Source organism: Bosea sp. NBC_00550 (assembly GCF_026020075.1).
Lineage (GTDB): Bacteria > Pseudomonadota > Alphaproteobacteria > Rhizobiales > Beijerinckiaceae > Allobosea.
The window spans coordinates 3,920,115-3,942,137 of sequence record NZ_CP102772.1 but is presented as its reverse complement, the minus strand read 5'-3'; the positions used below and the strand labels follow the sequence as shown (position 1 = coordinate 3,942,137).

Here is a 22,023-nt window from a genome sequence, read left to right as displayed (position 1 = left end):
TCAGGAGGTAAGGTCGGCGGCGATCAGTCCCCGGACGATGGTGGCGAGGTTCTTCGCCGCGCGGACCTGGGCGTCGCGTGCCGCGCGCACCGTGGCGAAGCGCTGGGAGGAACGCTCATAGGGGGCGCGGACGGAGTTGGTGCCGGATGAGACGACCTCGCCCGTTCCGATGCGTGTGACCTTCCAGGTCGCCGTTGCGACCAGAACCGCCGAATCGGCCCGGCCATTGGCGTAGTCGACGGTGACGACCTCGACGGACTCCGAGATCGCCGCGTCGAGCTTCAGCTTTCGCTGGGCGTCGGGCTCGCCGCCGCCGTCGAGCTCGAAGACCAGTTCGTTGCGGAAATAATGGCCCATAAGGCCCTTGATCTCGGGAATCTCGATGCTGCGCATCGCCGACTTTACGCTGCCGCCCACCGTGCTCGAGGTGTATTCGGAGTAGAGCGGCTGGAAGCAGCCGCCGGCGAGCGCCGCTGCAGCAAGAATGGCTGCCAGTAGCGTGCGACGGGGGAGAACGGCTTCAGACGACGACATTCACGATTCTCCCGGGAACCACGATGATCTTGCGGATGGCGCGCCCTTCGAGGGCCCGCTGCACCGCTTCGTTGCCGCGAACGACGGTTTCGACCGCCATCGTATCGGCATCGGCCGGAACCGTCACCTCCGCGCGCTTCTTGCCGTTGAGCTGGACGGGCAGCGTGATGCTGTCGTCCTTCAGCAGCGCGGTTTCGACCTCCGGCCACGATGCCTCTCCGGCGAGACCCGGCAGGCCCAGCGCCTGCCAGCACTCCTCGGCCAGATGCGGCATCATCGGCGCCACAAGCTGGGTCACGATCGTGGCGGCCTCAAGGAGGGCGAAGGCGATATCGGCATCGAGCTCAGCCTTCTCGGCCGCGACATCGAGCGCCTTACCGATGGCGTTGGTGAGCGTATAGACATGCGCGATGCAGCGATTGAAGGCGAGACGCTCGATATCGGCGGCGACCGCGTCGAGGGCACGATGGCTCGCCTTGCGCAGCGTCAGCGCCGCCTCGCCGATCGCGGCGGGCTTTGCGGCCTTGCCGCCGGTGCGCTCGGCAATCTCCGCGACCAGGCGCCACAGACGCTGGACGAAGCGGGCGGCGCCCTGCACGCCCTCATCGGTCCAGATCACGTCGCGATCGGGCGGCGAATCGGAGAGCATGAACCAGCGCGCGGTGTCGGCGCCGTAGGAGGCGATGATGTCGTCGGGGTCCACGACGTTCTTCTTGGACTTCGACATCTTCTCGATCGCGCCGATCTCGATCGGAGCGCCGGTCTCGACATCGAAACCCTTGCGTTCGTTGCCGGAGACATCGATGCGGACGTTGCCGGGCTCGACCCAGCTGCCATCGGCGGCGCGATAGGTCTCGTGCACGACCATGCCCTGGGTGAACATGCCGGCGAAGGGCTCGTCCAACCCGGCATGGCCGGTCTTCTTCATCGCGCGGGTGAAGAAGCGCGAATAGAGCAGGTGGAGGATCGCGTGCTCGACGCCGCCGATATACTGGTCGACCGGCAGGAAGCGATCGACCGCCTTGCGGTCGGTCGGGCTCTCGGTCCGCCAGGGATCGGTGAAGCGTGCGAAGTACCAGGACGAATCGACGAACGTGTCCATCGTGTCCGTCTCGCGCCGGGCATCCTTGCCGCATTGCGGGCAGGCGACATGCTTCCAGGCCGGATGATGGTCGAGCGGGTTGCCCGGCTTCTCGAAGGAGACGTCGTCCGGCAATTTCACCGGCAGATCCGCATCGGGAACAGGGATCGTTCCGCAGTCGGAACAATGGAGGACCGGGATCGGGCAGCCCCAGTAGCGCTGCCGCGAGATGCCCCAGTCGCGCAGGCGGAAATTGACCTTGCGCTGGCCGACGGGGCGGTTGCCCCGGGTTTCGCTCTCGAGGCGGCGCGCGACCTCCTCCTTGGCTTCCGCGATGGTCATACCGTCGAGGAAGCGCGAGTTGATCATGCGGCCGTCACCGTCATAGGCGGTGTCGGTGATGACAAAATCCGCCGGATCGGTGCCTTCGGGCGCCACGACCGGGGTATTACCCAGGTCATACTTGTTGACGAAGTCGAGGTCGCGCTGGTCATGCGCCGGGCAGCCGAAGATGGCGCCGGTGCCGTATTCCATCAGGATGAAGTTGGCGACGTAGACCGGCAGCGTCCAGTTGGGATCGAAGGGATGGACGGCGCGCAGGCCGGTGTCGAAACCGAGCTTCTCGGCCTTGTCGATGTTCTCCTGCGCCGTGCCGGTGCGCTTGCATTCCTCGATGAAGGCCTGCAACGCGGGATTGTTCGTGGCCATCGCCTTGGCGATCGGATGGTCGGGAGCAACCGCGACGAACCTGGCGCCGAACAGCGTATCCGGGCGGGTCGTGTAGACCTCGACCTCATCCTGCCGAACGGCATTCGATTCGAGAGCGAAACGAACCAACAGGCCTTCGGAACGGCCGATCCAGTTCCTCTGCATCAGCCGGACCTTGTCCGGCCAGCGGGTCAGGCCGTCGAGCGCGTCGTGCAGCTCCTGGCCATACTCGGTAATCTTGAAGAACCACTGGGTCAGCTCGCGGATCTCGACCGGCGCGCCGGAGCGCCAGCCGCGTCCGTCGATGACCTGCTCGTTGGCGAGCACGGTCTCGTCGACCGGGTCCCAGTTGACCTTGGCGGTCTTGCGGTCGACCAGCCCGGCCTTCAGGAAATCCAGGAACATCTTCTGCTGGTGGCGATAATAGCTGGGGTCGCAGGTCGCCAGCTCGCGGCTCCAGTCGAGCGACAGGCCCATCGATTTGAGCTGCTTGCGCATCGTCGCGATGTTCTCGTAGGTCCACTCGCGCGGATGGACCTTCTTCTGCTTGGCGGCGTTCTCGGCCGGCAGGCCGAAAGCATCCCAGCCCATCGGATGCAGCACCGAGAAGCCCTTGGCGCGCTTGTAGCGCGCGACGACGTCGCCCATCGCATAGTTGCGGACATGGCCCATATGGATGCGGCCGGACGGGTAGGGGAACATCTCGAGGACGTAGTAGCTCGGCCGCGTATCGTCGTTCCTCGTCTCGAAGAGCTTGCGCTCCTCCCAGACGGCGCGCCATTTCGGCTCGGACTCTTTCGGGTTGTAACGTTCGACGGCCATGTCAGCGGGCAATTCTTGCGGGTTTGCCGGCTCCCGGAGGCAGGCCGGCGCAGGGGCTGAATGCAAAAACCGGATGCCGGATTCTCGCAATCTGCTCTAGGACACCATTGCGCGCACGCGGTCAACGGCGCGCAGGGCATGAGAGGCTGGCAGATGAGCGATACGGTTACGCGTTTGGAGGCGACCCGGGGGGCGATCGCGCGAGTCGCGCGCGATTTCGGGCGCAAGCCCGAGAGCGTCACGCTGATCGCCGTCTCGAAGACGATGCCGGCCGAGGCGATCCTGCCGGCGCTCGAAGCCGGCCAGCGCATCTTCGGCGAGAACTACGTGCAGGAGGCCAAGGCGAAGTGGCCGGCGCTCAAAGAACGCTTTCCCGATGCCGAGCTGCACATGATCGGCCCGTTGCAGTCCAACAAGGCGCGCGAAGCGGTCGAGCTCTTCGATGCGATCCATTCGCTCGACCGCGAGAGCCTGGCGAAGGAGCTGGCGCGCGAGATCGCGCGGGCGGGGCGGGCGCCGCGCCTGCTGGTACAGGTCAACACGGGCGAGGAAGCCCAGAAGGGCGGCGTCATGCCGGCCGATGCGGATGCGTTCCTCGCGCGCTGCCGCGATGTTCACGGTCTGGTGATCGAGGGGCTCATGTGCATCCCGCCTGCCGACGAGCCGCCTTCGCCGCATTTCGGCCTGCTCGCTAAGATCGCCGACCGCAACGGTCTCAAGGGCCTGTCCATGGGCATGAGTGCCGATTACGAGGCGGCGATCCAGCTCGGCGCGACCTATGTGCGCGTCGGCAGCGCGATTTTCGGCGCGCGGGGATAGCGCGGCGTCATGCTCGGGCAGGCTCAGGGGCCTCCTTTGGCCGGAGATTCTCGGTCTGAGCTTCGCTCCGCCCGAGAATGACGATCTACTTCAGCGGCTCGCCGACATCGATGCGGTTGCCGTCCGGGTCCTCGAAGACGAAGGCGCGCAGGCCGTAATCCTTGTCGCGCAGGCCCTTGACGATGCGCAGGCCGCGCTCGCGGACGATGGCGTGCATGGCGTCGATATCCTCGACCATCATATGGGCGACGTTGAAAGCGGCCGGCTCGTGGCCGGGCTGGAGCGTCAGGTGCAGCTCGGCCGCATCCCGCTGCAGAATCATGAAGCCGACGGGATTGCCGTTCTCGAAGGTTTTCCGGAAGCCGAGGCGCCGATGTAAAAATCGCAGGCGCGCGCCATGTCGGCGACGGGCAGCATGGCGGCGATCCGCCCGAAGCGAGGCCGGTGGAGACCGAATCAGTCATCGCAGGTTCTCTAGCTGGGAGCGGCGCGACGATGCGGGGCGGTGCCCGAGGCGTCGGCCGAGTCCGGAGAGGATGTTCGAGACGGTGCTCGGGAGCGCTTCTAGCGCAATGGGGCCTATCTGACCAGAATCCGGCAATGCCGCGCCAGGCGCGGCAGCACCTTGGCGAAGACATGCCCCTCGACCGCGACGCAGCCGGCCGTGGGTGTGAAGCCCGGGCGGGCAAGGTGCCAGAAAATCGCACTGCCGCGCCCGCGAATCACCGGCCTGTCGTTCCAGCCGAGCTCGACGATGACGTCGTAGAGATGATCCTCGCGCTGGAGCCGCTCCTCGGCTTTGCCGGGCGGGCGATCGATCAGGCGGTTGTAGCGCCGGTCTTTCTGGTCGTCGCACCAGGCGTCGCGCGGTCCGATCCGCTTCAGCGGCAGCAGCGTGCGGGGGCGGGCGAGACGGTCGGCGCGGTAGAAGACGCTGCGCAGCGGCAGGCTGGTACGCGGCGTGCCGCCGTCGCCTTCGCGCTTGTCGGTGCGGATGCCGCCGCGGCCGAGCGCGCAGGGAAACACCGCCGAGCCGGCAACGAGGAAGCCCTTGCGGCGGTCGCGAACGGACGCGAAGACCCGCAGCGAGGAGAGATTGCGCGGGCCAAAGGGGGGATGCGGACGGTTTCTCACGGGGATTCCAGGCTGCCTGACTTGCGATGACGACTCAGCGGGCTCATGTTGCCCTAACGATTGCTTCCGAGCGAACCGCCTCATGTCCGTCGTCCATCATATTCTCCTGGTCGATGACGACCAGACCCTGCGCGATGCGCTGGCCGAGCAGCTTGCACTCTATGAGGAGTTCAGGCTGACGACGGCCGGCACGGCTGCGGCGGCGGTCAAGGCCGTGCAGGGCGAGCGCGTCGATCTCGTGGTCATGGATGTCGGCCTGCCCGACATGGACGGGCGCGAGGCGGTCAAGGTGATGCGCAAGAACGGCTTCAAGAGCCCCGTGGTGATGCTGACCGGCCAAGGCTCGGACGCCGACACGGTGCTGGGGCTGGAAGCCGGCGCGAACGATTATGTGGTGAAGCCGTTCAAGTTCGCCGTGCTGCTGGCGCGCATCCGCGCCCATCTGCGCCAATACGAGGCGAGCGAGGATGCGATCTTTCAAGTCGGTCCCTACACCTTCCACCCAGGATCGAAGCTGCTCGTCAGCGAGAAGGGCTCGAAAACCAAGCTCACCGAGAAGGAGACCGCGATCCTGCGCTTTCTCTATCGCGCGGGCAGGAAGCCGATCGCCCGCGAGGTGCTGCTACAGGAGGTCTGGGGCTATAACAGCCAGGTCACGACCCATACGCTGGAGACGCATATCTACCGGCTGCGCCAGAAGATCGAACCTGATCCGGGCAATGCCCGGCTGCTGGTCACCGATGCCGGCGGCTACCGGCTGAATCCCTGACGGATGGCCCTCGACGACGACATGGCACTGCTGGCCCGGCAGCCGCTGCTGAGCCTGATGGAACGCGACGCGCTGCGGTTGCTCGCCTTCGCGGCGGAAAGCCGCATCCTGCGCGCCGGCGACGTGCTGTTCCGTGCTGGCGAACCTTCGGACGGCGCGGTTCTGGTCGTGTCCGGCGCCATCGCGCTGACGGCCCAGGATGATGGCCAGCCGGCGAGCGAGATCATCGGACCCGGTGCCATGATCGGCGAGCTCGCGCTCTTCACCTCGGTGCCCCGCCAGGTCACGGCCATCGCGCGCGAGCCGTCGCAGGTCATGCGGCTGCCGCGCAGCGTGATGCGGCGCGTGCTCGGCGAATCGCCCGATTCGGCCGAGGCGATCATGGCCGCGATCGGCGACAGGCTGCGCGGCTTCGTGGGCGAGCTGTCGGCCGTGCAGAGGGCGCTCGGCGCCATCGACCGCAAGTAAGCGCCGGGAGGCGCGGCCCCTCACGACGATGGCGGGTGCCTGGCGGCGCGGATCGCCGCGAATCGCGGCCAGAGGATATTGATGCACAGGCCGGACAGCACGAGGCCGGCCGCCAGGAATTTCCAGCCCGGCAGGGGTTCGCCGAGCCAGAGCGCGGCGGCGCCCATGCCGAAGACGGGAACCAGCAGGGATGTCGGCGCGACGGTGGCGGCGGCGTAGCGCGACAGCAGCCAGCCCCAGACGGCATAGCCGAACATGACGTTGCCGACAGCCTGCCAGATCGCGGCCGCCCAGGCGGCGAGAGGCGCGCCGGTCAATCCGTCGCGGATCGCAGGCCAACCCTCGAAAAGCCATGACAGCGCGAACAGGGGCGGCACGGCGAACAGGCTGGTCCAGACGACATAGGCGAGCATGTCGACCTGCGGGGTGCTGCGCGCCACGGTGTTGCCGGACGCCCAGCAGAGCGCGGCGCCGAGCACGAGGATGACCCCGAGCGGCGTGGTCGTGCCGTCGGCGTGCCAGAGGATCACGGCAATGCCGCTGGCCGCGAGGAGCAGACCGACGATCTGGAAGGGCTGGACGCGCTCGCGTGTGATCGCCGCGGCGAGCAGGATCGTGAAGAAGGACTGGGCCTGCACCACCAGCGAGGCGAGGCCCGGCGCGATGAAACCCTTGATGGCGATGAACAGCAGTCCGAACTGGCCGGCGCCGATCAGGATGCCGTAGGCCGCGAGCTTGCTCCAGGGCACGGCCGGCCGCTTCAGGAAGAAGACCGCCGGCAGAAGCGCGAACACGAAGCGCAGGCAGGCGAAGAGCAACGGTGGAAAATGCTCCACGCCGACATGGATGACGACGAAGTTGGTGCCCCAGACCACCATCACCGCGAGGGTGAGAAGCGCGTCGCGCAGGGATAGCGATGTGGAGGGTGCGGGCTGCACTGGCTCTGGTCGCGGCAAGAAAACGTGCCGCGGCTATATCATGGAAATCCGGGGCAGGATGACCCGGCGCGGCATGTCCGTGGCGCCTCCGGCACATGGGTCGGCCGCATGGGCCTCTTCAGAGGTTCAGCGTCACCGTGACCGGAACATGGTCGGACGGACGCTCCCAACCCCGGGCCTCGCGCAGGAAGGTGAGGTCGCGCAGCGTCGGCTTCAGCGCATCGGACAGCCAGATATGGTCGAGCCTGCGGCCCCTGTTCGATGCTTCCCAGTCCTGCGCACGGTAGCTCCACCAGGAATAGAGCTTCTCCGGCTCGGGGCGCAAAGCGCGGGCCGCGTCGGTCCAGCCGAGCTCGCTGCGCAGCCGCTCCAGCGTCGTCGTCTCGATCGGCGTATGGCTGACGACGTCGAGCAGCTGCTTGTGGCTCCAGACGTCATGTTCATAGGGGGCGATGTTGAGGTCGCCAAGCAGGATCGCGGGTCGGTCGGTCGGCTTCTTCGTCACGCCCCAGGCGCCGATTTCGTCGAGGAAGGCGAGCTTGTGCGCGAACTTGTCGTTCTTCGCGGGGTCGGGGATGTCGCCGCCGGCCGGGATGTAGAAGTTATGGATGGCGATGCCGGCAGCGGGCCCGGCCGCGGTGTCGAGCGTCACCGTCATGTGCCGGGCATCGTTGCGGCCGCACATGGACATCGCGTCCTTCTCGCTGAAGGGCAGCTTCGAGACGATGGCGACACCGTTATAGCCCTTCTGGCCGATGAAGGCCTGGTGGACGTAGCCGAACTGGTGGAAGGCCTTGGCCGGGAACTGCTCGTCCGGCGTCTTGGTCTCCTGCAGGCAGAGGACGTCGGGGGCGTAGCGAGCGAGGAACTCGCCGACCATGCCGATGCGCAGGCGGACCGAGTTGATGTTCCAGCTGGTGACGGTGAGTTGCACGCGAGGATTCCGGCCGAGAGGAGGGCGGAAACTCGTTCGGCAAGCAAAAAAAGGCAAGCCGTTTTCGGCTTGCCGATCCGCGTCAGAGCGTGCGCTGGTAGTCGATCACGAAATTCTTCGGATCGGGCCGGCGGCGGGTGTCGAGATTGTAGAGCGAGACCGAGGTCTCGTAGCCCTGTGGATCGATGACGATCCATTGCCGGAGCTCGTTGGCGACGAGATCGAATTTCAGCGTGATCTTCGAGGTGCCGCCGAGCGTCGAACGGTCCTCCAGCCTGACCGACAGGATGTCGCCGTCGATGCTCGCGCCCTTCAGCGTGCCCTCGCGGGCGAGGTCCATGCGCTCGCGCACCAGGAATTTCAGCGGCGTCTGGCCGATCGAGTAGATGTCCTGCGTCGCCAGGCGCTTGTCGCGGACGGCGACCGAGGTGCCGTCGGAGATGACCTCGGTGGTCGTGGGCGGTTCGTATTCGAAGCGCATCTTGCCGGGGCGCTGGATGTAGATGCGCCCTTCGAGACGCCGGCCATTGGCGGCGAACTGGATGAAATTGCCCTGCAGCGTGGCGAAGCTGTTGAGATAGGTGTTGAGCCGCTCGATCGCCTCTTCCTGGGTCGCAGGCGCCGTGCCCTTGGCTTTTGCGGGGGTAGCCGCAGGCTGTGCCGACTCCGGCGCCGATGCTGCCGTGGATGCGGCTGCGCTGGACGAGGCGGGCTGCACGGCGGGTGCATCCGCGGCGGCGGTTCGCGGCACTCCGAGATTGGCAGGGCGTGGCGGCGGCAGGACGAGGCGCGGGGCAGCGGGCTTGGCTGCGACCGGCTTGGGCGGCAGAAGCTGGAGGGGCTGGGCAGCCAACGGAGCGGCTGCGATCGCGCAACCGAAAACCGTCGTCGCCAGAAACGCAGTCCGGACCGCCGGGGTCAATCTATCGAGCAAGGCTGCTCCACTCCCTGTGCCCCGGCCATCCCCATGCCGCAGCTTGCAAACGCGTTACGGCGAGAGGATCGACGGATGCCGGCCTGCCGAAGGTTCAACGCGTGGTCAGCTGCCGAGGTTGCAGCATCGTCATGGCAATTTGAGGACTGGCCTCGGCGGCTGCAAGAGCTTGCCTCGCTTCGCCCGCCTCATTCGTCATGCTGGTTCTGGGTCTCGACCAGGATCTCGCGTTTCCCTGCGTGGTTGGCGGGTCCGACGATGCCCTCGTTCTCCATGCGCTCCATGATGGAGGCGGCGCGATTGTAGCCGATCTGGAGGCGGCGCTGGATGTAGGAGGTCGAGGCCTTCTTGTCGCGCAGAACGACCGCAACCGCCTGCTCGTAGGGGTCGTCGCTCTCGACCGAACCCATGCCGGTCTTGTCGAAGACGGCGCCGTCCTCGTCCTCGCCCGCTTCCTCCTCCTCGGAGGTGACGGCGTCGAGATATTGCGGCCGGCCTTGCGTCTTGAGATGGGCGACGACCTTCTCGACCTCGTTGTCCGAGACGAAGGGGCCGTGCACGCGGGTGATGCGGCCGCCGCCGGCCATGTAGAGCATGTCGCCCTGGCCGAGCAACTGCTCGGCGCCCATCTCGCCCAGGATCGTACGCGAGTCGATCTTGCTGGTGACCTGGAAGGAGATCCGGGTCGGGAAGTTCGCCTTGATCGTGCCGGTGATGACGTCGACCGAGGGCCGCTGCGTCGCCAGCACGACATGGATGCCGGCGGCGCGCGCCATCTGGGCGAGGCGCTGGATCGTGCCCTCGATCTCCTTGCCGGCGACCATCATCAGGTCGGCCATCTCGTCGACGATGACGACGATATAGGGCAGAGGCTCGAGGTCCATGACCTCCTCCTCGTAGATCGCCTCGCCCGAATGCTTGTCGAAGCCGGTCTGGACCGTGCGGGTGATGACCTCGCCGGCGGCCTTGGCCTCGCCGACGCGGGCGTTGAAGCCGTCGATGTTGCGCACCGCGAGCTTCGACATCTTCTTGTAGCGCTCCTCCATCTCGCGCACCGCCCATTTCAGCGCCACGACCGCCTTCTTCGGGTCGGTGACGACGGGAGTGAGCAGATGCGGGATGCCGTCATAAACGGAGAGCTCGAGCATCTTGGGATCGACCATGATCAGGCGGCACTCCTCCGGTTTCAGCCGGTAGAGGATCGACAGGATCATGGTGTTGATCGCGACCGACTTGCCCGAGCCGGTGGTGCCGGCGACGAGCAGGTGCGGCATGCGCGCCAGATCCGCGATCACCGGCTCGCCGCCGATGGTCTTGCCGAGGCAGAGCGCGAGCTTGTGCTTGGTCGCCTCGAAATCCTGGCTGGCGAGCAGCTCGCGCAGGAACACCGTCTCGCGCCTGGCATTGGGCAGCTCGATGCCGATGGCGTTCTTGCCCTGCACCACCGCGACACGCGCCGACACCGCGCTCATCGAACGCGCGATGTCGTCGGCTAGCGAAATCACGCGGGACGACTTCGTGCCCGGGGCTGGCTCAAGCTCATAGAGGGTGACGACCGGGCCAGGTCGGACCTGAGTGATCTCGCCGCGCACGCCGAAATCCTCGAGCACGCCTTCGAGCAGCGTCGCATTCTGCTCCAGCGCATCGGTCGAGACCGCATTGGCCGCGACCTTCTTCGGCTCGGCCAGATAGGTCAGCGGCGGCAGTTCGAAGCTCTCGCGGTCGAGCAGGGAGGGCTGGGCCTCGCGCTGGATGCGCTTGCCGGGCTTCGGCGCGCCGCGCGGCATGGCCACGCGCGGGGCGTTGAGATCGCGCAGGTCCTGCGGCTCGTCATCGAGATCGAAGGGCGCATCGAAATCATCGGCCGGGCGGCTGGCGACGGCGGGGCGGGCGCCCGGAAGCGGCTCGGGATCGAAAGCGGGACTGGTGCGGCGGGCCGCGGGAGCCTCGCCGAACTGCGGCTCGCGGCGCACGCGGCCATTTTCATCACGCGGGGCGACGCCCGTGTCGACCACCGGCTCGGGCGGCTGCGGCAGACGGCGCAGGATCGCCGCGCGCATGGCCATGGCGCCATGGGCGAGCCAGCCGATCAGGATGACGGTGATGCCGGGCTCGTCGTCGCGGCGCTCCTCGCCGTCCGACCAGCTGTCCTCCGCCTCGTCGCTGTCGAGCGCCGGATCCTCGTCGGTGACAAAGCCGAAGCCGGCAGCGGCCGTGACGGCCAGGATGGCGATGCCGGCATAGAGGAAGCCGACGAGGCTGCCGACGGCGCTGCCGGCGATGCCCGCGATGTTGCGCGTGCCGAAGAGCAGGCCGTCGCCGATGACGCCGCCCATGCCGGTCGGCAGCGGCCAGCGCGGCGTTGCCGGGAGAGCGCTGGCGACGGCGGCGGTCGCGGCGACGCCGACGACCCAGAGGCCGAGCTTGAGCGCGCCACGATCGAAGAGATGGAAGCGCATGAGCCTGAGCGCCCAGATCATCGGCGGGAACAGCAGGGCGATGACGCCGAGGCCGATGAGCTGCATCAGCAGGTCGGCGACCATGGCGCCGGGGCGCCCGAGCCAGTTGCGGACCGCGCCGCTGGTGGCGTTGTTGAGGCTGGGATCGTCGACCGACCAGCTCGCCAGTGCGACGGCGATCGCGACCATGAAGGCCAACACGCCGAGCCCGGTCATTTCCGAGGCGCGGCGCGACAGGAACTCCCGCACCGGATCGGGCAGGCGGTCCATGAGCGATTGGGAGCGGCGGATGGTGCGCATGCGGCTTCGGGTTATCCGGACTGTCGGGGCCGCATCATCCGGCCATCAGCGAGAGGTTAGGAAGGCGAGGTTAAGACCCGCTTAACCTTGAGACGTATCGCGGATTGCTGACGCGTCTTGTCGGGAGCCTGGGAACCCCGGACGGCGCCCCGCGCTTGCTCCGGGGATGGCGGAAACCGTGAGGAACGACCGATGTCCGACGAGAGCAGGACAAAGCAGGCCCGCACCGCCCGAATCTGGCGAGGGCGCACGACGCGCGAAAAGGCGGAGGATTATGTGGCCTATCTCCGCAAGGAAGGCGTGACGCCTTTGCAGGAGAAGGCGCTGGGCGCGCAGATGTTTCGGGAAGACCGGGAGACCGAGAGCGAGTTCGTCACGATCTCCTATTGGGAGAGCGTCGAGGCGATGTCGCGCTTTGCCGGGCCCGATCCGCGCCGGATCCACCACCTGCCGCGCGATGCCGAATTCCTGATCGAGCTGCCCGAAGGCGTGCAGGTGCTGGAGATCGTGCTGAACGAGCCGGGCTGAAAGCCGTCCCCGGCGCAAAAGAAAACCTCGGCGGTCGCCCGCCGGGGTGATGATTTCACGTGAATCGCGCGGCGATCAGTCGTGATAGGCGCGCTCGCCATGCTCGGCGATGTCGAGACCTTCGCGCTCCTGATCGGAGGTGACGCGCAGGCCGACGACGACATCGACGATCTTGTAGAGGATCGCCGAGCCAACGCCGCTGAACACCAGCGTGAACAGCACGGCCTTGACCTGCGCCATCACCGCCGGCCCGAACTCATAGGCTCCGACGACGAGCTCGCCGGGCTTGGTCGAGTAGTCCGGGATGCCGGCGCCGCCGAGCGTGGTGTTGACCAGGATGCCGGTCGCGATCGCGCCGATGATGCCGCCGACGCAGTGGATGCCGAAGACATCGAGCGAGTCGTCGTAGCCGAGCGCGTTCTTCACCGTCGAGCAGAAGACGAAGCAGACGACGCCCGCGACGATGCCGAGGAGGATCGAGCCCATCGGCCCGGCGAAGCCGGCAGCCGGGGTGACGGCGACGAGGCCGGCGACGGCGCCCGAGACCATGCCGAGCATCGAGGGCTTGCCCTTGACCGCCCATTCGATGAACAGCCAGCCGACGGCGGCGCCAGCGGTCGCGACGAAGGTGTTGATCATCGCCAGCGCGGCAGTGCCGTTCGCTTCGAGGTTGGAGCCGGCGTTGAAGCCGAACCAGCCGACCCACAGCAGCGAGGCGCCGATCAGCGTCATGGTCAGGGAGTGCGGAGCCATCAGCTCCTTGCCGTAGCCGATGCGCTTGCCGATCAGCACGCAGCCGACGAGGCCGGCGATGCCCGCGTTGATGTGGACGACCGTGCCGCCGGCGAAGTCGAGCGCGCCCCATTTGAAGAGCATGCCGGCATCGGCATTGACCGCGTCGAGCGCGGACTGGGCGGCAGTCTTGCCGTCCGCGCCGGCTTCGGCGAGCGCCTTGGCGGCATTGCCGACCGCGTCAGGCCCGCCCCAGTACCAGACCATGTGGGCCATCGGGAAATAGATGAAGGTGACCCAGAGCACGCTGAACAGCAGCAGCGCCGAGAACTTCATGCGCTCGGCGAAGGCGCCGACGATGAGCGCCGGCGTGATGCAGGCGAAGGTCATCTGGAAGCAGATATAGACGAATTCGGGGATGTAGACGCCGTTCGAGAAGGTGCCCGCGACCGTCGTCGCGTCGACGCCCCTCAGGAACGCCTTCGAGAAGCCGCCGACGAAGTCGTTCAGGCCGCCGCCATTGGTGAAGGCGAGCGAGTAGCCATAGGTGACCCAGAGGATGCAGACGACGCTGACGATCGCGAAGACCTGCGTCAGCACCGAGAGCATGTTCTTGGAGCGGACGAGACCGCCATAGAAGAGCGCGAGGCCGGGAACGGTCATGAGCAGGACGAGGACCGTCGAGCTCATCATGAAGGCGACGTCGCCCTTGTTGGGAACCGGCGGCGCCGCGGGGGCCTGGGCGAGCGCTGCGCCGGCCGAGAGCGCGACCAGCGCGAGGCCGGCCAATCCGGCCCGCAAGGAAGTCCTGAAATTCATCGTCTAAAACTCCTGAAGGGGTCGGGGCTCAGAGGGCGTCGGCGTCGGTCTCGCCGGTGCGGATGCGCACGGCCTTCTCAAGCGACGAAACGAAGATCTTGCCGTCACCGATCTGGCCGGTGCGGGCCGCGGCGGTGATCGCCTCGATCACCTGCGGGACGAGCTCGTCGGAGACGGCGACCTCGATCTTGATCTTCGGCAGGAAGCTCACGGCATATTCGGCGCCGCGGTAGATTTCCGTATGACCCTTCTGGCGGCCGTAGCCCTTCACCTCGGTCACCGTCAGGCCGTGGACGCCGATGGCGGTGAGCCCGTCGCGCACCTCCTCCAGCTTGAACGGCTTGATGATCGCCATCACGATTTTCATGTGCTGGGTTTCCCCGTCTGCGCCGCCCGGTCGTCAGCCCCGGCGATCTCGTTGAAGCTCGCGCGCCCTGCGGACCGCAGTGCACCGGAGCGCTCAATTCAAGGCGCGTGCCAACCCGCTCCGGGAGCCCGAAAGGGGGCATCCGGAGGTCAGAGGGCGGGAATCACAGGTGAGGCAAGCAAGGATTGCCTATAAAATAGGCATCAGATTAACGGAGAAGCAGCCGCTCAAAATATCGTCAGCCGAGATCGGGCCTCGGCCGGATGAGCCCTTCCTGGGCGACGGAGGCGACGAGCCGGCCCTGGCGATCGAAAACGAGACCGCGCGAGAAGCCGCGCGCGCCAGAGGTCGAGGGGCTGTCCTGCGAGTACAGCAGCCAGTCATCGGCGCGAAAGGGCCGGTGGAACCACAGCGCATGATCGAGGCTGGCGCCCTGAATCTTCTGATCGAAGACCGTGGTTCCATGTGCGATCAGGCTGGAATCGAGCAGCATCAGATCGGAGGCGTAGGCCAGCACGCTCTGGTGGAAAGCGGGCTCGTCGGGCAGGGCCTCCATCGCCCGGATCCAGACGTTGAACTTCGGCTCCATCTTGCCGCCGGTGCGATAGCGCTCCAGCTCGACGGGGCGGATTTCGATCGGCCGCTTGCGCTGGTAATAAGCCTGAACGGCATCCGGCATATGCGGCAGCACGCTTTTCGCCATCTCCTCCCGATCCGGCAGCTCCTCGGGCATCGGGACCTTCGGCATCGGCATCTGATGCTCCAAACCGGGCTCCTCGACCTGGAAGGAGGCGGACATGGCGAAGATCGCCTCGCCCTTCTGGATGGCGAGCACGCGCCGCGTGGTGAAGGAGCGGCCGTCGCGCAGGCGATCGACCTCGTAGATGATCGGGATCTCCGGGTCGCCCGGCAGCAGGAAATAGGCATGCAGCGAATGCGGCTGCCGGACCTCGACGGTCTTGCAGGCGGCATAGAGCGATTGCGCGATCACCTGCCCGCCGAAGACGCGCGGCCAGGTCGATTTCGGGCTGCGACCGCGGAACAGGTTGCGCTCGAGCGGCTCGAGGTCGAGAATCGCCGTCAGGGAGGCGCTGATCTGGGACATGGCGGCGGCTATCGCTGTCAGGTTGACGGAGCGGCCGGCGGCCCGCAAGGAACAGCCGGTTCGTCTCGCATCAGCACCGAGGCATCCCGTGCCGTCAAGACGCCAGAGGGAGCAGCAGCATGGCCACCGAGCAGGGTTCGGGCGCACGCATCGTCATCGCGGGCGGCGGGATCGCGGGGCTGACCCTGGCGCTGGCGCTGAAGCAGGCGCTCGGCAGCGCCTTTGCGGTCACATTGGCGGATCCGGCCGTGATTGCGCCGCCGCGAGCCGACAACCGCGCCTATGCGGTGGCGGCAGGGGCGCGTGCGATGCTGGAGACGCTCGGAATCTGGCAGGCGGTTTCCGGCTCGGCCCAGCCGATGATGGAGATGATCGTCTCCGACAGCCGCACCAGCGATGCCGTGCGCCCGGTCTTCCTGACCTTCGACGGCGAGGTCGAGCCGGGCCAGCCCTTCGCCCATATGGTCGAGAACGCGGCTCTGGTGACGGAGCTCAAGGCGGCCTGCGAGCGGGTCGGTGTGGAATTGCGCGGGATCGGCGTGCGGCGCTTCGCGGCCGAGGACGCCAAGGTGGATGTCACCTTCGCCGATGGCTCACAATGCGAGGCCGCGCTGCTGGTCGCGGCCGATGGAGCGCGTTCGAAGCTGCGCGAGCAGGCCGGCATCGGCTGGGTCAGCTGGAACTACGGCCAGTCCGGCATCGTCGCGACGATCGGCCATGAGCGATCGCATTACGGCCGGGCCGTCGAGCATTTCCTGCCCTCGGGGCCGTTTGCCATCCTGCCGCTCGCCGATGGCGGCAAGCTCGGCCATCGCTCCTCGATCGTCTGGACCGAGACGGCGGAGAATGTGCCGGCCCTGCTTTCGCTCGATGCCGACGACCTGCTGGCCGAGATCGAGACGCGTTTCGGACTGGAACTCGGCGAGATCGCGCTCGAAAGCCCGGTGAGCGCCCATCCGCTCGGGTTCGGCGTCGCCCGCCGCTTCGTCGATGCGCGATTCGCGCTGCTCGGCGATGCCGCTCATCTGATTCACCCCATCGCCGGGCAGGGACTCAATCTCGGACTCAAGGATGTCGCCGCGCTGGCTGAGGTCGTCGTCGATGCGGCCCGGCTCGGGCTCGATCCCGGCTCGCTCGATGTGCTCGAGGATTACGAAAAGGCGCGCCGCTTCGACACGGTCGCGATGGGCGCGGTGACGGACGGGCTGAACCGGCTGTTCTCGAACGACGCCACGCCGCTCAGGCTGGCGCGCGATCTAGGCCTCGGGCTGGTCGATCGGCTGCCGCGGCTGAAGCGCTTCTTCATCCGCGAAGCCGCCGGCGTGGCAGGTGAGCCGCCGCGGCTGCTCAGGGGCGAGACGCTTTGAAAATGCGTCATGGTCGGGCTTGACCCGACCATCTCGGAAACCAGCAAGCTGATGCAGAGATTCCCGGGTCGCCGCTGTGCGGCGCCCGAGAATGACGGAGGTATTCAGTCTTCCAGCTGCCGGGCTTCTTCCGGCAGCATGATCGGAATGCCGTCGCGGATCGGATAGGCGAGCTTCGCGGCCCGGCTGATCAGCTCCTGCTTCGCGGCATCGTACTCAAGCGTCGCCTTGGTCAGCGGGCAGACCAGGATCTCGAGCAGCTTGGGGTCTATGCGCGTGCCGACATTGGTTTCGGTCATTCGTTTCGTCCTGTTCAGCTCTTCTTGCGCGGCAAATCGGCCAGCATGCCGGCGGCGACCATCAGCTTGGGCAAGGTGAGGCCCGAGCCGACGATGGCGTTGACGGTGGTGCGGGTCCGGTCCGCCTCCTGGCCGCGCTCCGCCAGCCAGCTCTCCAGCGTGCCCCGCCCCTCGCCGGAGGCGGAGACTTCCTGGGTCAGGTTGGAATGCGCATCGTCGAGGGTTTCGAGCGCCCGCTCACGGGCCAGGCGCTCGTAGTCGTCGGTCGCAGGCACTGCCGCAGCCGCCGTTTTCAGGTTCGACAGGCCAAACAGCGCATCGATGCCGAAATGGATGCGGGCGACGTCGCCGATCCGGCGCTGGCTGCGCTCGGCGATGTCGACGATGTCTGTCGCCTCCGCCAAAGCCGGCAGGCTGGCGATGCGGGCGGCGAGCGCCTCCGGCACGCCTTCCGAGGTCAGCACGGCGATGCGGGCAAGGCGCGCCTGCGACGCGGCCTCGGGCAGCAGGCTGCCGAGTTCCTCCGACAGCTCCTTCACGCCCCTGGCGTAGTGGGCGATGGTCTGCTCGATCGTGCCGGGCTTCGCGACGCCGCGACGCAGGAACCAGCTCATCCGGTTGGTGACGAGCTCCTGGGCCGCGCCATAGAGCCCCATTTGGGTCTTGCCGGGGATTTTGGCGTCGAGCGCGTCGATCTCGCCGTTAAGGGCGATCAGATCGAAGGAGTCGCGGGCGACGGCATAGGCGGCGGCGATGGCCGGCGCGTCCGAACGGGTCAGCGCAGCCAGTACCGGTACCAGCGCCGGGCCGCCACGGTTGACGATGGCGTTGGCGAGCTGCGTCGCCACGATTTCGCGGCGCAGCTTGTGGCTGGCGATGGCGTCCGGATAGGCCTCGCGCAGGGCCTTCGGGAAATAGCGGACGAGCTCGCTGGCGAGGTAGGGATCATCCGGCACAGTGGATTCGAGCAGCGCGTCGTGCAGCGCGAGCTTGGCATAGGCCAGCAGCACGGCGAGCTCGGGCCGGGTCAACCCCTCGCTGCGCTTCTCGCGTTCGGCGATCTGCGCGTCGCTCGGCAGGAACTCCACCGAGCGATCGAGCCGGCCGTCCTGCTCCAGCGTCTGCATCAGGAAGCGCAGGCCCGGCGTCGCCGCGATGCCCTGCGCTTCGGTCAGCGACAGCGAGAGCGTCTGCAGGTAGTTGTTGCGCAGGACGAGATCGCCGACCTCGTCGGTCATCGCCGCGAGCAGTTCGTTACGCTTGTCTTCCTTGAGGCGTCCGTCCTTCACCGGGCCGGCCAGCGCGATCTTGATGTTGACCTCGACGTCGGAGGTGTTGACGCCGGCCGAGTTGTCGATCGCGTCGGTGTTGAGCTTCACGCCCTTGCGGGCCGCCTCGATGCGGCCGCGCTGGGTCACGCCGAGATTGGCGCCCTCGCCGATGACCCGGGCGCGGAGATCGCTGCCGGTGATGCGGATGGCATCGTTGGCGCGGTCGCCGACCTGGGCGTCGCTCTCGTCGGTCGCGCGGATATAGGTGCCGATGCCGCCGAACCAGAGCAGGTCGACGCGCGCCTTCAGGATCGCGGTCATCAGCTCGGGCGGGGATACCTCCGCCTTGTCGATGTCGAGCAGGGCGCGAACCTCGGCCGAGAGCGGGATGCTCTTGGCCTGGCGCGAGAAGATGCCGCCACCCTTGGAGATCAGCTTCTTGTCGTAGTCCTGCCAGGACGAGCGCGGCAGGGCGAAGAGGCGCTGGCGCTCGGCCAGCGACGTAGCCTGGTCCGGATCGGGATCGAGGAAGATGTCGCGATGGTCGAAGGCCGCGACGAGCTTGATCGCCGGCGACAGCAGCATGCCGTTGCCGAAGACGTCGCCCGACATGTCGCCGACGCCTGCGACGGTGAAGGGCGCCGTCTGGATGTCGATATCGACCTCGCGGAAGTGGCGCTTCACCGCCTCCCAGGCGCCGCGCGCCGTGATGCCCATGCCCTTGTGGTCGTAGCCCTGCGAGCCGCCGGAGGCGAAGGCATCGCCGAGCCAGTGGTGCTTCTCCAGCGAGATCGCGTTGGCGGTGTCGGAGAAGGTCGCCGTGCCCTTGTCGGCGGCGACGACGAGATAGGGATCGTCGCCGTCATGACGCACCGTGTCCGGCGGCGGCAGGATCTTCTCGCCGTCGAGATTGTCGGTGAGCTCGAGCAGGTTGCGGATGAAGAGGCGATAGCTCTCGGTGCCCTCGGTCAGCCAGGCCGCACGGTCGGAGGCCGGCGGCAGCTGCTTCGGCACGAAGCCGCCCTTGGCGCCGACCGGGACGATGACGGCATTCTTGACCTGCTGCGCCTTGACGAGGCCGAGCACCTCGGTGCGGAAGTCCTGCGGCCGGTCGGACCAGCGCAGGCCGCCGCGCGCGACCTTGCCGAAGCGCATGTGGATGCCCTCGACGCGCGGAGAATAGACGAAGATCTCGTAGAGCGGGCGCGGCAGCGGCAGGCCGTCGACCTTGGCGCAGTCGAACTTGAAGGTGATGGTCTGGCGCGGATGGCCGTCCGGGCCGGTCTGGAAGAAATTGGTGCGCAGCGCAGCGTCGACCAGGTTGATGAGGCGGCGCAGGATGCGGTCTTCGTCGAGGCTGGTGACGGCGTCGAGCGCCTCCTCGATCTCGGCGCGCTTCTGCGCCATGCGCTGCTCGCGCTCAGCCGCCGGATTGCGCGGATCGAACTTGGCGTTGAAATAGGCGATGAGCCCAGCGGCGATATCGGGGTGGCGCGTCAGAGCGTCGGCGATGTAGCTCTGCGCATAGGGCGCGCCGGTCTGGCGCAGATAGCGCCCGAAGGCGCGCAGCAGCGCGGCCTCGCGCCATGCCATGCCCGCGGCCAGCACGAGCTGGTCGAAGCGGTCGGATTCCGCGAGGCCGCGGAACTGCGCCATCAGCGCCGCCTCGATCGTCGGATCGAGGTGTTCGATGTCGATGGTGCCGTCGTCGGCCCGCTCCAGCGTCATGTCGTGCAACCAGACGCGGACGTTCTCGCCGCCCTTGGCGCCGTTGCCTTGCGGCATGATGTTGTAGGTCCGCTCGTTGATGACGCGGAAGCCCATGTTCTCCAGCACCGGCACGCGCGCCGAGAGCGAGATCGGCGCGCCGCGCGAGAAGACCTTGAGGTTGGCGCGCGTCGGTTCGTCGCCCTCGCGCCGGTAGAGGTTGACGGAGCGTGCCCGCTCCGGCGTCAGCTGCTGGAGCATCTCGATGTCGATGAGGGCGTCGGCGGCCGAGAAGCGCTCGCGATAGGCGGCGCCGAAGGCCTCGGCATAACGCTCGGCGAGCGCGCGGGCGGCGGGGCCGGCCTTCTCCTGATCGAGGACGTCCTTGAGGCCGTCGCCCCAGGTCCGGACGATGGCGCTGATGCCGGATTCGAGCGTGGCGCGGTCGATGCGCGGGGTTTTGCCGTCGTCGCGCCCGATGATGTAGTGGGTGCGCGAGAGCGGCCCCTCCGGATAGGCCGGATAGGCGGCGGAGAGGCGTCCGCCATAGATGCGCGCCAGGAATTCGCCGACGCGCAGACGCACCGTGGTGTCGTAGCGATCCTTCGGGATGAAGACGAGGATCGAGACGAAGCGGTCGAACTCGTCGACCCGGGCGAGGGCGCGGATGCGCGGCCGCTCGGTGAGCTGCAGGATGTCGAGCGCGAACTGCTCGAGCGTGGCCACGTCGATCTGGAAGAGCTCGTCGCGCGGATAGGCGTCGAGCACATTCATGAGCGAGCGGCCGGAATAGCTCGCAGGGTCAAAGCCGATGTTCTTGGCGACGCGGGCGACCTTGAGCCTGAGATAGGGGATGGCGCGGGCCGAGCCGGTATAGGCGTTCGAGGTCAGCAGGCCGACGATGCGCAATTCGCCGTCGAGCCGCCCGTCCGGCGTGAACAGCTTGACGCCGACATAGTCGAGATGGACGCGGCGGTGCACCCGGCTCTTGACGTTGGCCTTGGTGATGATGAGCGCATGGGGCTTGGCCAGGAAGGAGCGGATCTCCGGCGTGGTCGTCACCAGCTCGCGGCCCTTGCGCAGCACCTTGACGGAGGGGTCGCGCAGGATGCCGAGGCCGGAGCCCTCGATCGGATCGGCCGCGACGTCGCCGCCGGGGAAGCGATAGGCGCGGATGCCGAGCAGGGTGAAGTTGTCGCCGGCGATCCATTCGAGGAACTGCAGCGCCTCGGCGATCTCGTCCTCCGGCAGAGGCGGCGGATTGGCGCGATAGGCCTGGATCACCTCGGTGATGCGCCCGCGCATCGCGGCCCAGTCGTCGACGGCCATGGCGACGTCGGCATAGACCCGCTCGAGCCCGGCGCGCAGCTTCTCGCGGGCGTCCTGGGTATCGATGCGCGGGATATGGATGTGCAGCAGGCTCTCGCGCCGCGTGCCTTCAGGGGCGCGGCCAGTGGCCTCGCCGGCGAGCGAAAGGAACTTGCCCTTGTCATCGCGCGCCACCGCGAGGATCGGATGGGCGACGAGACGCGGCTCGAGGCCCTGTTCCTGCAATTCGGCGAGCGTCGAGTCGAGCAGGAACGGCTTGTTGTCGTTGACGACCTCCAGGATGGTGACCTGGCGCTTGCGATCGCCTTCGCCGAATTCCGCATCGCGGAAGCCGAGATTGATGGTGTCGGGCTTGCGGGGCTGGGTCAGGTGCTCGTAGGCCGCCGCAGCGGCGTGAGCGAGCATCTCCGGCGGCAGCGCTTCGAGATCTTCGGCGACGGAGCGCCCATAAAGCAGGCGAGGAAACTCGGCGGGCATCGTGCTCTTGAGGCCGGTGGCCGCGGCTTCGATGGCTGCGATCGCCTCGGCGGTCGCGTTCGTCACCCGTTTGCCCATGTCTCACCCCAGTTGTTTTGCCGCAGCGATGGCATAGGCTGCGC

The 22,023-nt window shown here is 67.3% G+C and carries 17 protein-coding genes and 1 pseudogene; 5 read left to right on the top strand and 13 right to left on the bottom strand.

The features are described from left to right. A complete protein-coding gene (locus tag NWE53_RS18965; protein WP_265050918.1) occupies positions 1-534 on the bottom strand; it encodes an LPS assembly lipoprotein LptE in 534 nt (177 codons plus the stop codon). Next, positions 521-3,145 carry a leucine--tRNA ligase gene (gene leuS, locus NWE53_RS18960; RefSeq protein ID WP_265050917.1) on the bottom strand — a complete coding sequence of 875 codons (2,625 nt, stop codon included), beginning with the start codon at positions 3,143-3,145 and terminating at the stop codon, positions 521-523. The genes NWE53_RS18965 and leuS overlap by 14 nt, the downstream gene beginning before the upstream one ends. A 153-nt stretch (positions 3,146-3,298) precedes the next feature. Here leuS and NWE53_RS18955 point away from each other — a divergent pair, with 153 nt between their 5' ends. After that, positions 3,299-3,964, top strand: coding sequence for a YggS family pyridoxal phosphate-dependent enzyme (locus tag NWE53_RS18955; RefSeq protein WP_265050916.1), 666 nt, complete (start codon positions 3,299-3,301; stop codon positions 3,962-3,964). 85 nt (positions 3,965-4,049) lie between these two features. On the opposite strand, the pseudogene NWE53_RS18950 reads toward NWE53_RS18955, so the two are convergent. Both NWE53_RS18950 and NWE53_RS18945 read right to left on the bottom strand, forming a co-directional pair. Next, a pseudogene (locus NWE53_RS18950) lies at positions 4,050-4,381 on the bottom strand (bleomycin resistance protein). A 162-nt stretch (positions 4,382-4,543) separates the two neighbouring features. Beyond that, positions 4,544-5,098, bottom strand: coding sequence for a L,D-transpeptidase family protein (locus tag NWE53_RS18945; RefSeq protein WP_265050915.1), 555 nt, complete (start codon positions 5,096-5,098; stop codon positions 4,544-4,546). Positions 5,099-5,180: 82 nt separating this feature from the next. On the opposite strand from NWE53_RS18945, the gene NWE53_RS18940 reads away from it, so the two are divergent. Together NWE53_RS18940 and NWE53_RS18935 are read left to right on the top strand one after the other, a co-directional pair. Further along, on the top strand, positions 5,181-5,867 hold the full coding sequence (locus NWE53_RS18940; RefSeq protein WP_265050914.1) for a response regulator transcription factor: 687 nt from the start codon (positions 5,181-5,183) through the stop codon (positions 5,865-5,867). A 3-nt stretch (positions 5,868-5,870) separates the two neighbouring features. Continuing rightward, positions 5,871-6,335 carry a cyclic nucleotide-binding domain-containing protein gene (locus NWE53_RS18935; protein ID WP_265050913.1) on the top strand — a complete coding sequence of 155 codons (465 nt, stop codon included), beginning with the start codon at positions 5,871-5,873 and terminating at the stop codon, positions 6,333-6,335. Positions 6,336-6,355: 20 nt separating this feature from the next. Here NWE53_RS18935 and NWE53_RS18930 read toward each other — a convergent pair whose 3' ends face one another. From NWE53_RS18930 to NWE53_RS18915, 4 genes are all read right to left on the bottom strand, one after another. Further along, positions 6,356-7,273 carry an EamA family transporter gene (locus NWE53_RS18930; RefSeq protein WP_265050912.1) on the bottom strand — a complete coding sequence of 306 codons (918 nt, stop codon included), beginning with the start codon at positions 7,271-7,273 and terminating at the stop codon, positions 6,356-6,358. A gap of 118 nt (positions 7,274-7,391) precedes the next feature. Then, entirely contained in the window at positions 7,392-8,207 is an 816-nt protein-coding gene (xth, locus tag NWE53_RS18925) for an exodeoxyribonuclease III (RefSeq protein ID WP_265050911.1), read from the bottom strand. 82 nt (positions 8,208-8,289) lie between these two features. Beyond that, on the bottom strand, positions 8,290-9,060 hold the full coding sequence (locus NWE53_RS18920) for a LolA family protein (RefSeq protein ID WP_265050910.1): 771 nt from the start codon (positions 9,058-9,060) through the stop codon (positions 8,290-8,292). A gap of 269 nt (positions 9,061-9,329) precedes the next feature. Beyond that, the gene (locus tag NWE53_RS18915; RefSeq protein WP_265050909.1) at positions 9,330-11,900 is read right to left on the bottom strand and encodes a DNA translocase FtsK; all 2,571 of its coding nucleotides are present in this window, start codon (positions 11,898-11,900) and stop codon (positions 9,330-9,332) included. 192 nt (positions 11,901-12,092) lie between these two features. Here NWE53_RS18915 and NWE53_RS18910 point away from each other — a divergent pair, with 192 nt between their 5' ends. Beyond that, on the top strand, positions 12,093-12,428 hold the full coding sequence (locus NWE53_RS18910) for a hypothetical protein (protein ID WP_265050908.1): 336 nt from the start codon (positions 12,093-12,095) through the stop codon (positions 12,426-12,428). A gap of 75 nt (positions 12,429-12,503) precedes the next feature. On the opposite strand, the gene NWE53_RS18905 is transcribed toward NWE53_RS18910, so the two are convergent. The 3 genes from NWE53_RS18905 to tesB form a co-directional block, all read right to left on the bottom strand. After that, the gene (locus NWE53_RS18905; protein WP_265050907.1) at positions 12,504-13,979 is read right to left on the bottom strand and encodes an ammonium transporter; all 1,476 of its coding nucleotides are present in this window, start codon (positions 13,977-13,979) and stop codon (positions 12,504-12,506) included. Positions 13,980-14,007: 28 nt separating this feature from the next. After that, positions 14,008-14,346: a P-II family nitrogen regulator gene (locus NWE53_RS18900; protein ID WP_265050906.1), complete on the bottom strand. Its 339-nt coding sequence runs from the start codon at positions 14,344-14,346 to the stop codon at positions 14,008-14,010. 238 nt (positions 14,347-14,584) lie between these two features. Next, positions 14,585-15,451 (bottom strand): acyl-CoA thioesterase II, encoded by an 867-nt coding sequence (gene tesB, locus NWE53_RS18895; RefSeq protein ID WP_265050905.1) that lies wholly within the window; start codon positions 15,449-15,451, stop codon positions 14,585-14,587. A gap of 119 nt (positions 15,452-15,570) precedes the next feature. On the opposite strand from tesB, the gene NWE53_RS18890 reads away from it, so the two are divergent. Then, positions 15,571-16,818, top strand: coding sequence for a ubiquinone biosynthesis hydroxylase (locus NWE53_RS18890; RefSeq protein ID WP_265050904.1), 1,248 nt, complete (start codon positions 15,571-15,573; stop codon positions 16,816-16,818). Positions 16,819-16,922: 104 nt separating this feature from the next. On the opposite strand, the gene NWE53_RS18885 is transcribed toward NWE53_RS18890, so the two are convergent. Next, entirely contained in the window at positions 16,923-17,117 is a 195-nt protein-coding gene (locus NWE53_RS18885) for a Trm112 family protein (protein ID WP_265050903.1), read from the bottom strand. A 14-nt stretch (positions 17,118-17,131) separates the two neighbouring features. Then, positions 17,132-21,979, bottom strand: coding sequence for an NAD-glutamate dehydrogenase (locus tag NWE53_RS18880; protein ID WP_442864849.1), 4,848 nt, complete (start codon positions 21,977-21,979; stop codon positions 17,132-17,134). Between the last annotated feature and the right edge of the window lie 44 nt (positions 21,980-22,023).

Excerpts from the sequence above, each read along its gene's own strand:
- NWE53_RS18915 (WP_265050909.1), bottom strand. The coding sequence starts at position 11,900 with ATGCGCACCATCCGCCGCTCCCAATCGCTCATGGACCGCCTGCCCGAT.
- NWE53_RS18940 (WP_265050914.1), top strand. The coding sequence starts at position 5,181 with ATGTCCGTCGTCCATCATATTCTCCTGGTCGATGACGACCAGACCCTG.
- leuS (WP_265050917.1), bottom strand. The coding sequence starts at position 3,145 with ATGGCCGTCGAACGTTACAACCCGAAAGAGTCCGAGCCGAAATGGCGC.
- NWE53_RS18965 (WP_265050918.1), bottom strand. The coding sequence starts at position 534 with ATGTCGTCGTCTGAAGCCGTTCTCCCCCGTCGCACGCTACTGGCAGCC.
- NWE53_RS18935 (WP_265050913.1), top strand. The coding sequence starts at position 5,871 with ATGGCCCTCGACGACGACATGGCACTGCTGGCCCGGCAGCCGCTGCTG.
- NWE53_RS18905 (WP_265050907.1), bottom strand. The coding sequence starts at position 13,979 with ATGAATTTCAGGACTTCCTTGCGGGCCGGATTGGCCGGCCTCGCGCTG.
- NWE53_RS18955 (WP_265050916.1), top strand. The coding sequence starts at position 3,299 with ATGAGCGATACGGTTACGCGTTTGGAGGCGACCCGGGGGGCGATCGCG.
- NWE53_RS18900 (WP_265050906.1), bottom strand. The coding sequence starts at position 14,346 with ATGAAAATCGTGATGGCGATCATCAAGCCGTTCAAGCTGGAGGAGGTG.
- NWE53_RS18880 (WP_442864849.1), bottom strand. The coding sequence starts at position 21,979 with ATGGGCAAACGGGTGACGAACGCGACCGCCGAGGCGATCGCAGCCATC.
- NWE53_RS18890 (WP_265050904.1), top strand. The coding sequence starts at position 15,571 with ATGGCCACCGAGCAGGGTTCGGGCGCACGCATCGTCATCGCGGGCGGC.
- NWE53_RS18910 (WP_265050908.1), top strand. The coding sequence starts at position 12,093 with ATGTCCGACGAGAGCAGGACAAAGCAGGCCCGCACCGCCCGAATCTGG.
- tesB (WP_265050905.1), bottom strand. The coding sequence starts at position 15,451 with ATGTCCCAGATCAGCGCCTCCCTGACGGCGATTCTCGACCTCGAGCCG.
- NWE53_RS18885 (WP_265050903.1), bottom strand. The coding sequence starts at position 17,117 with ATGACCGAAACCAATGTCGGCACGCGCATAGACCCCAAGCTGCTCGAG.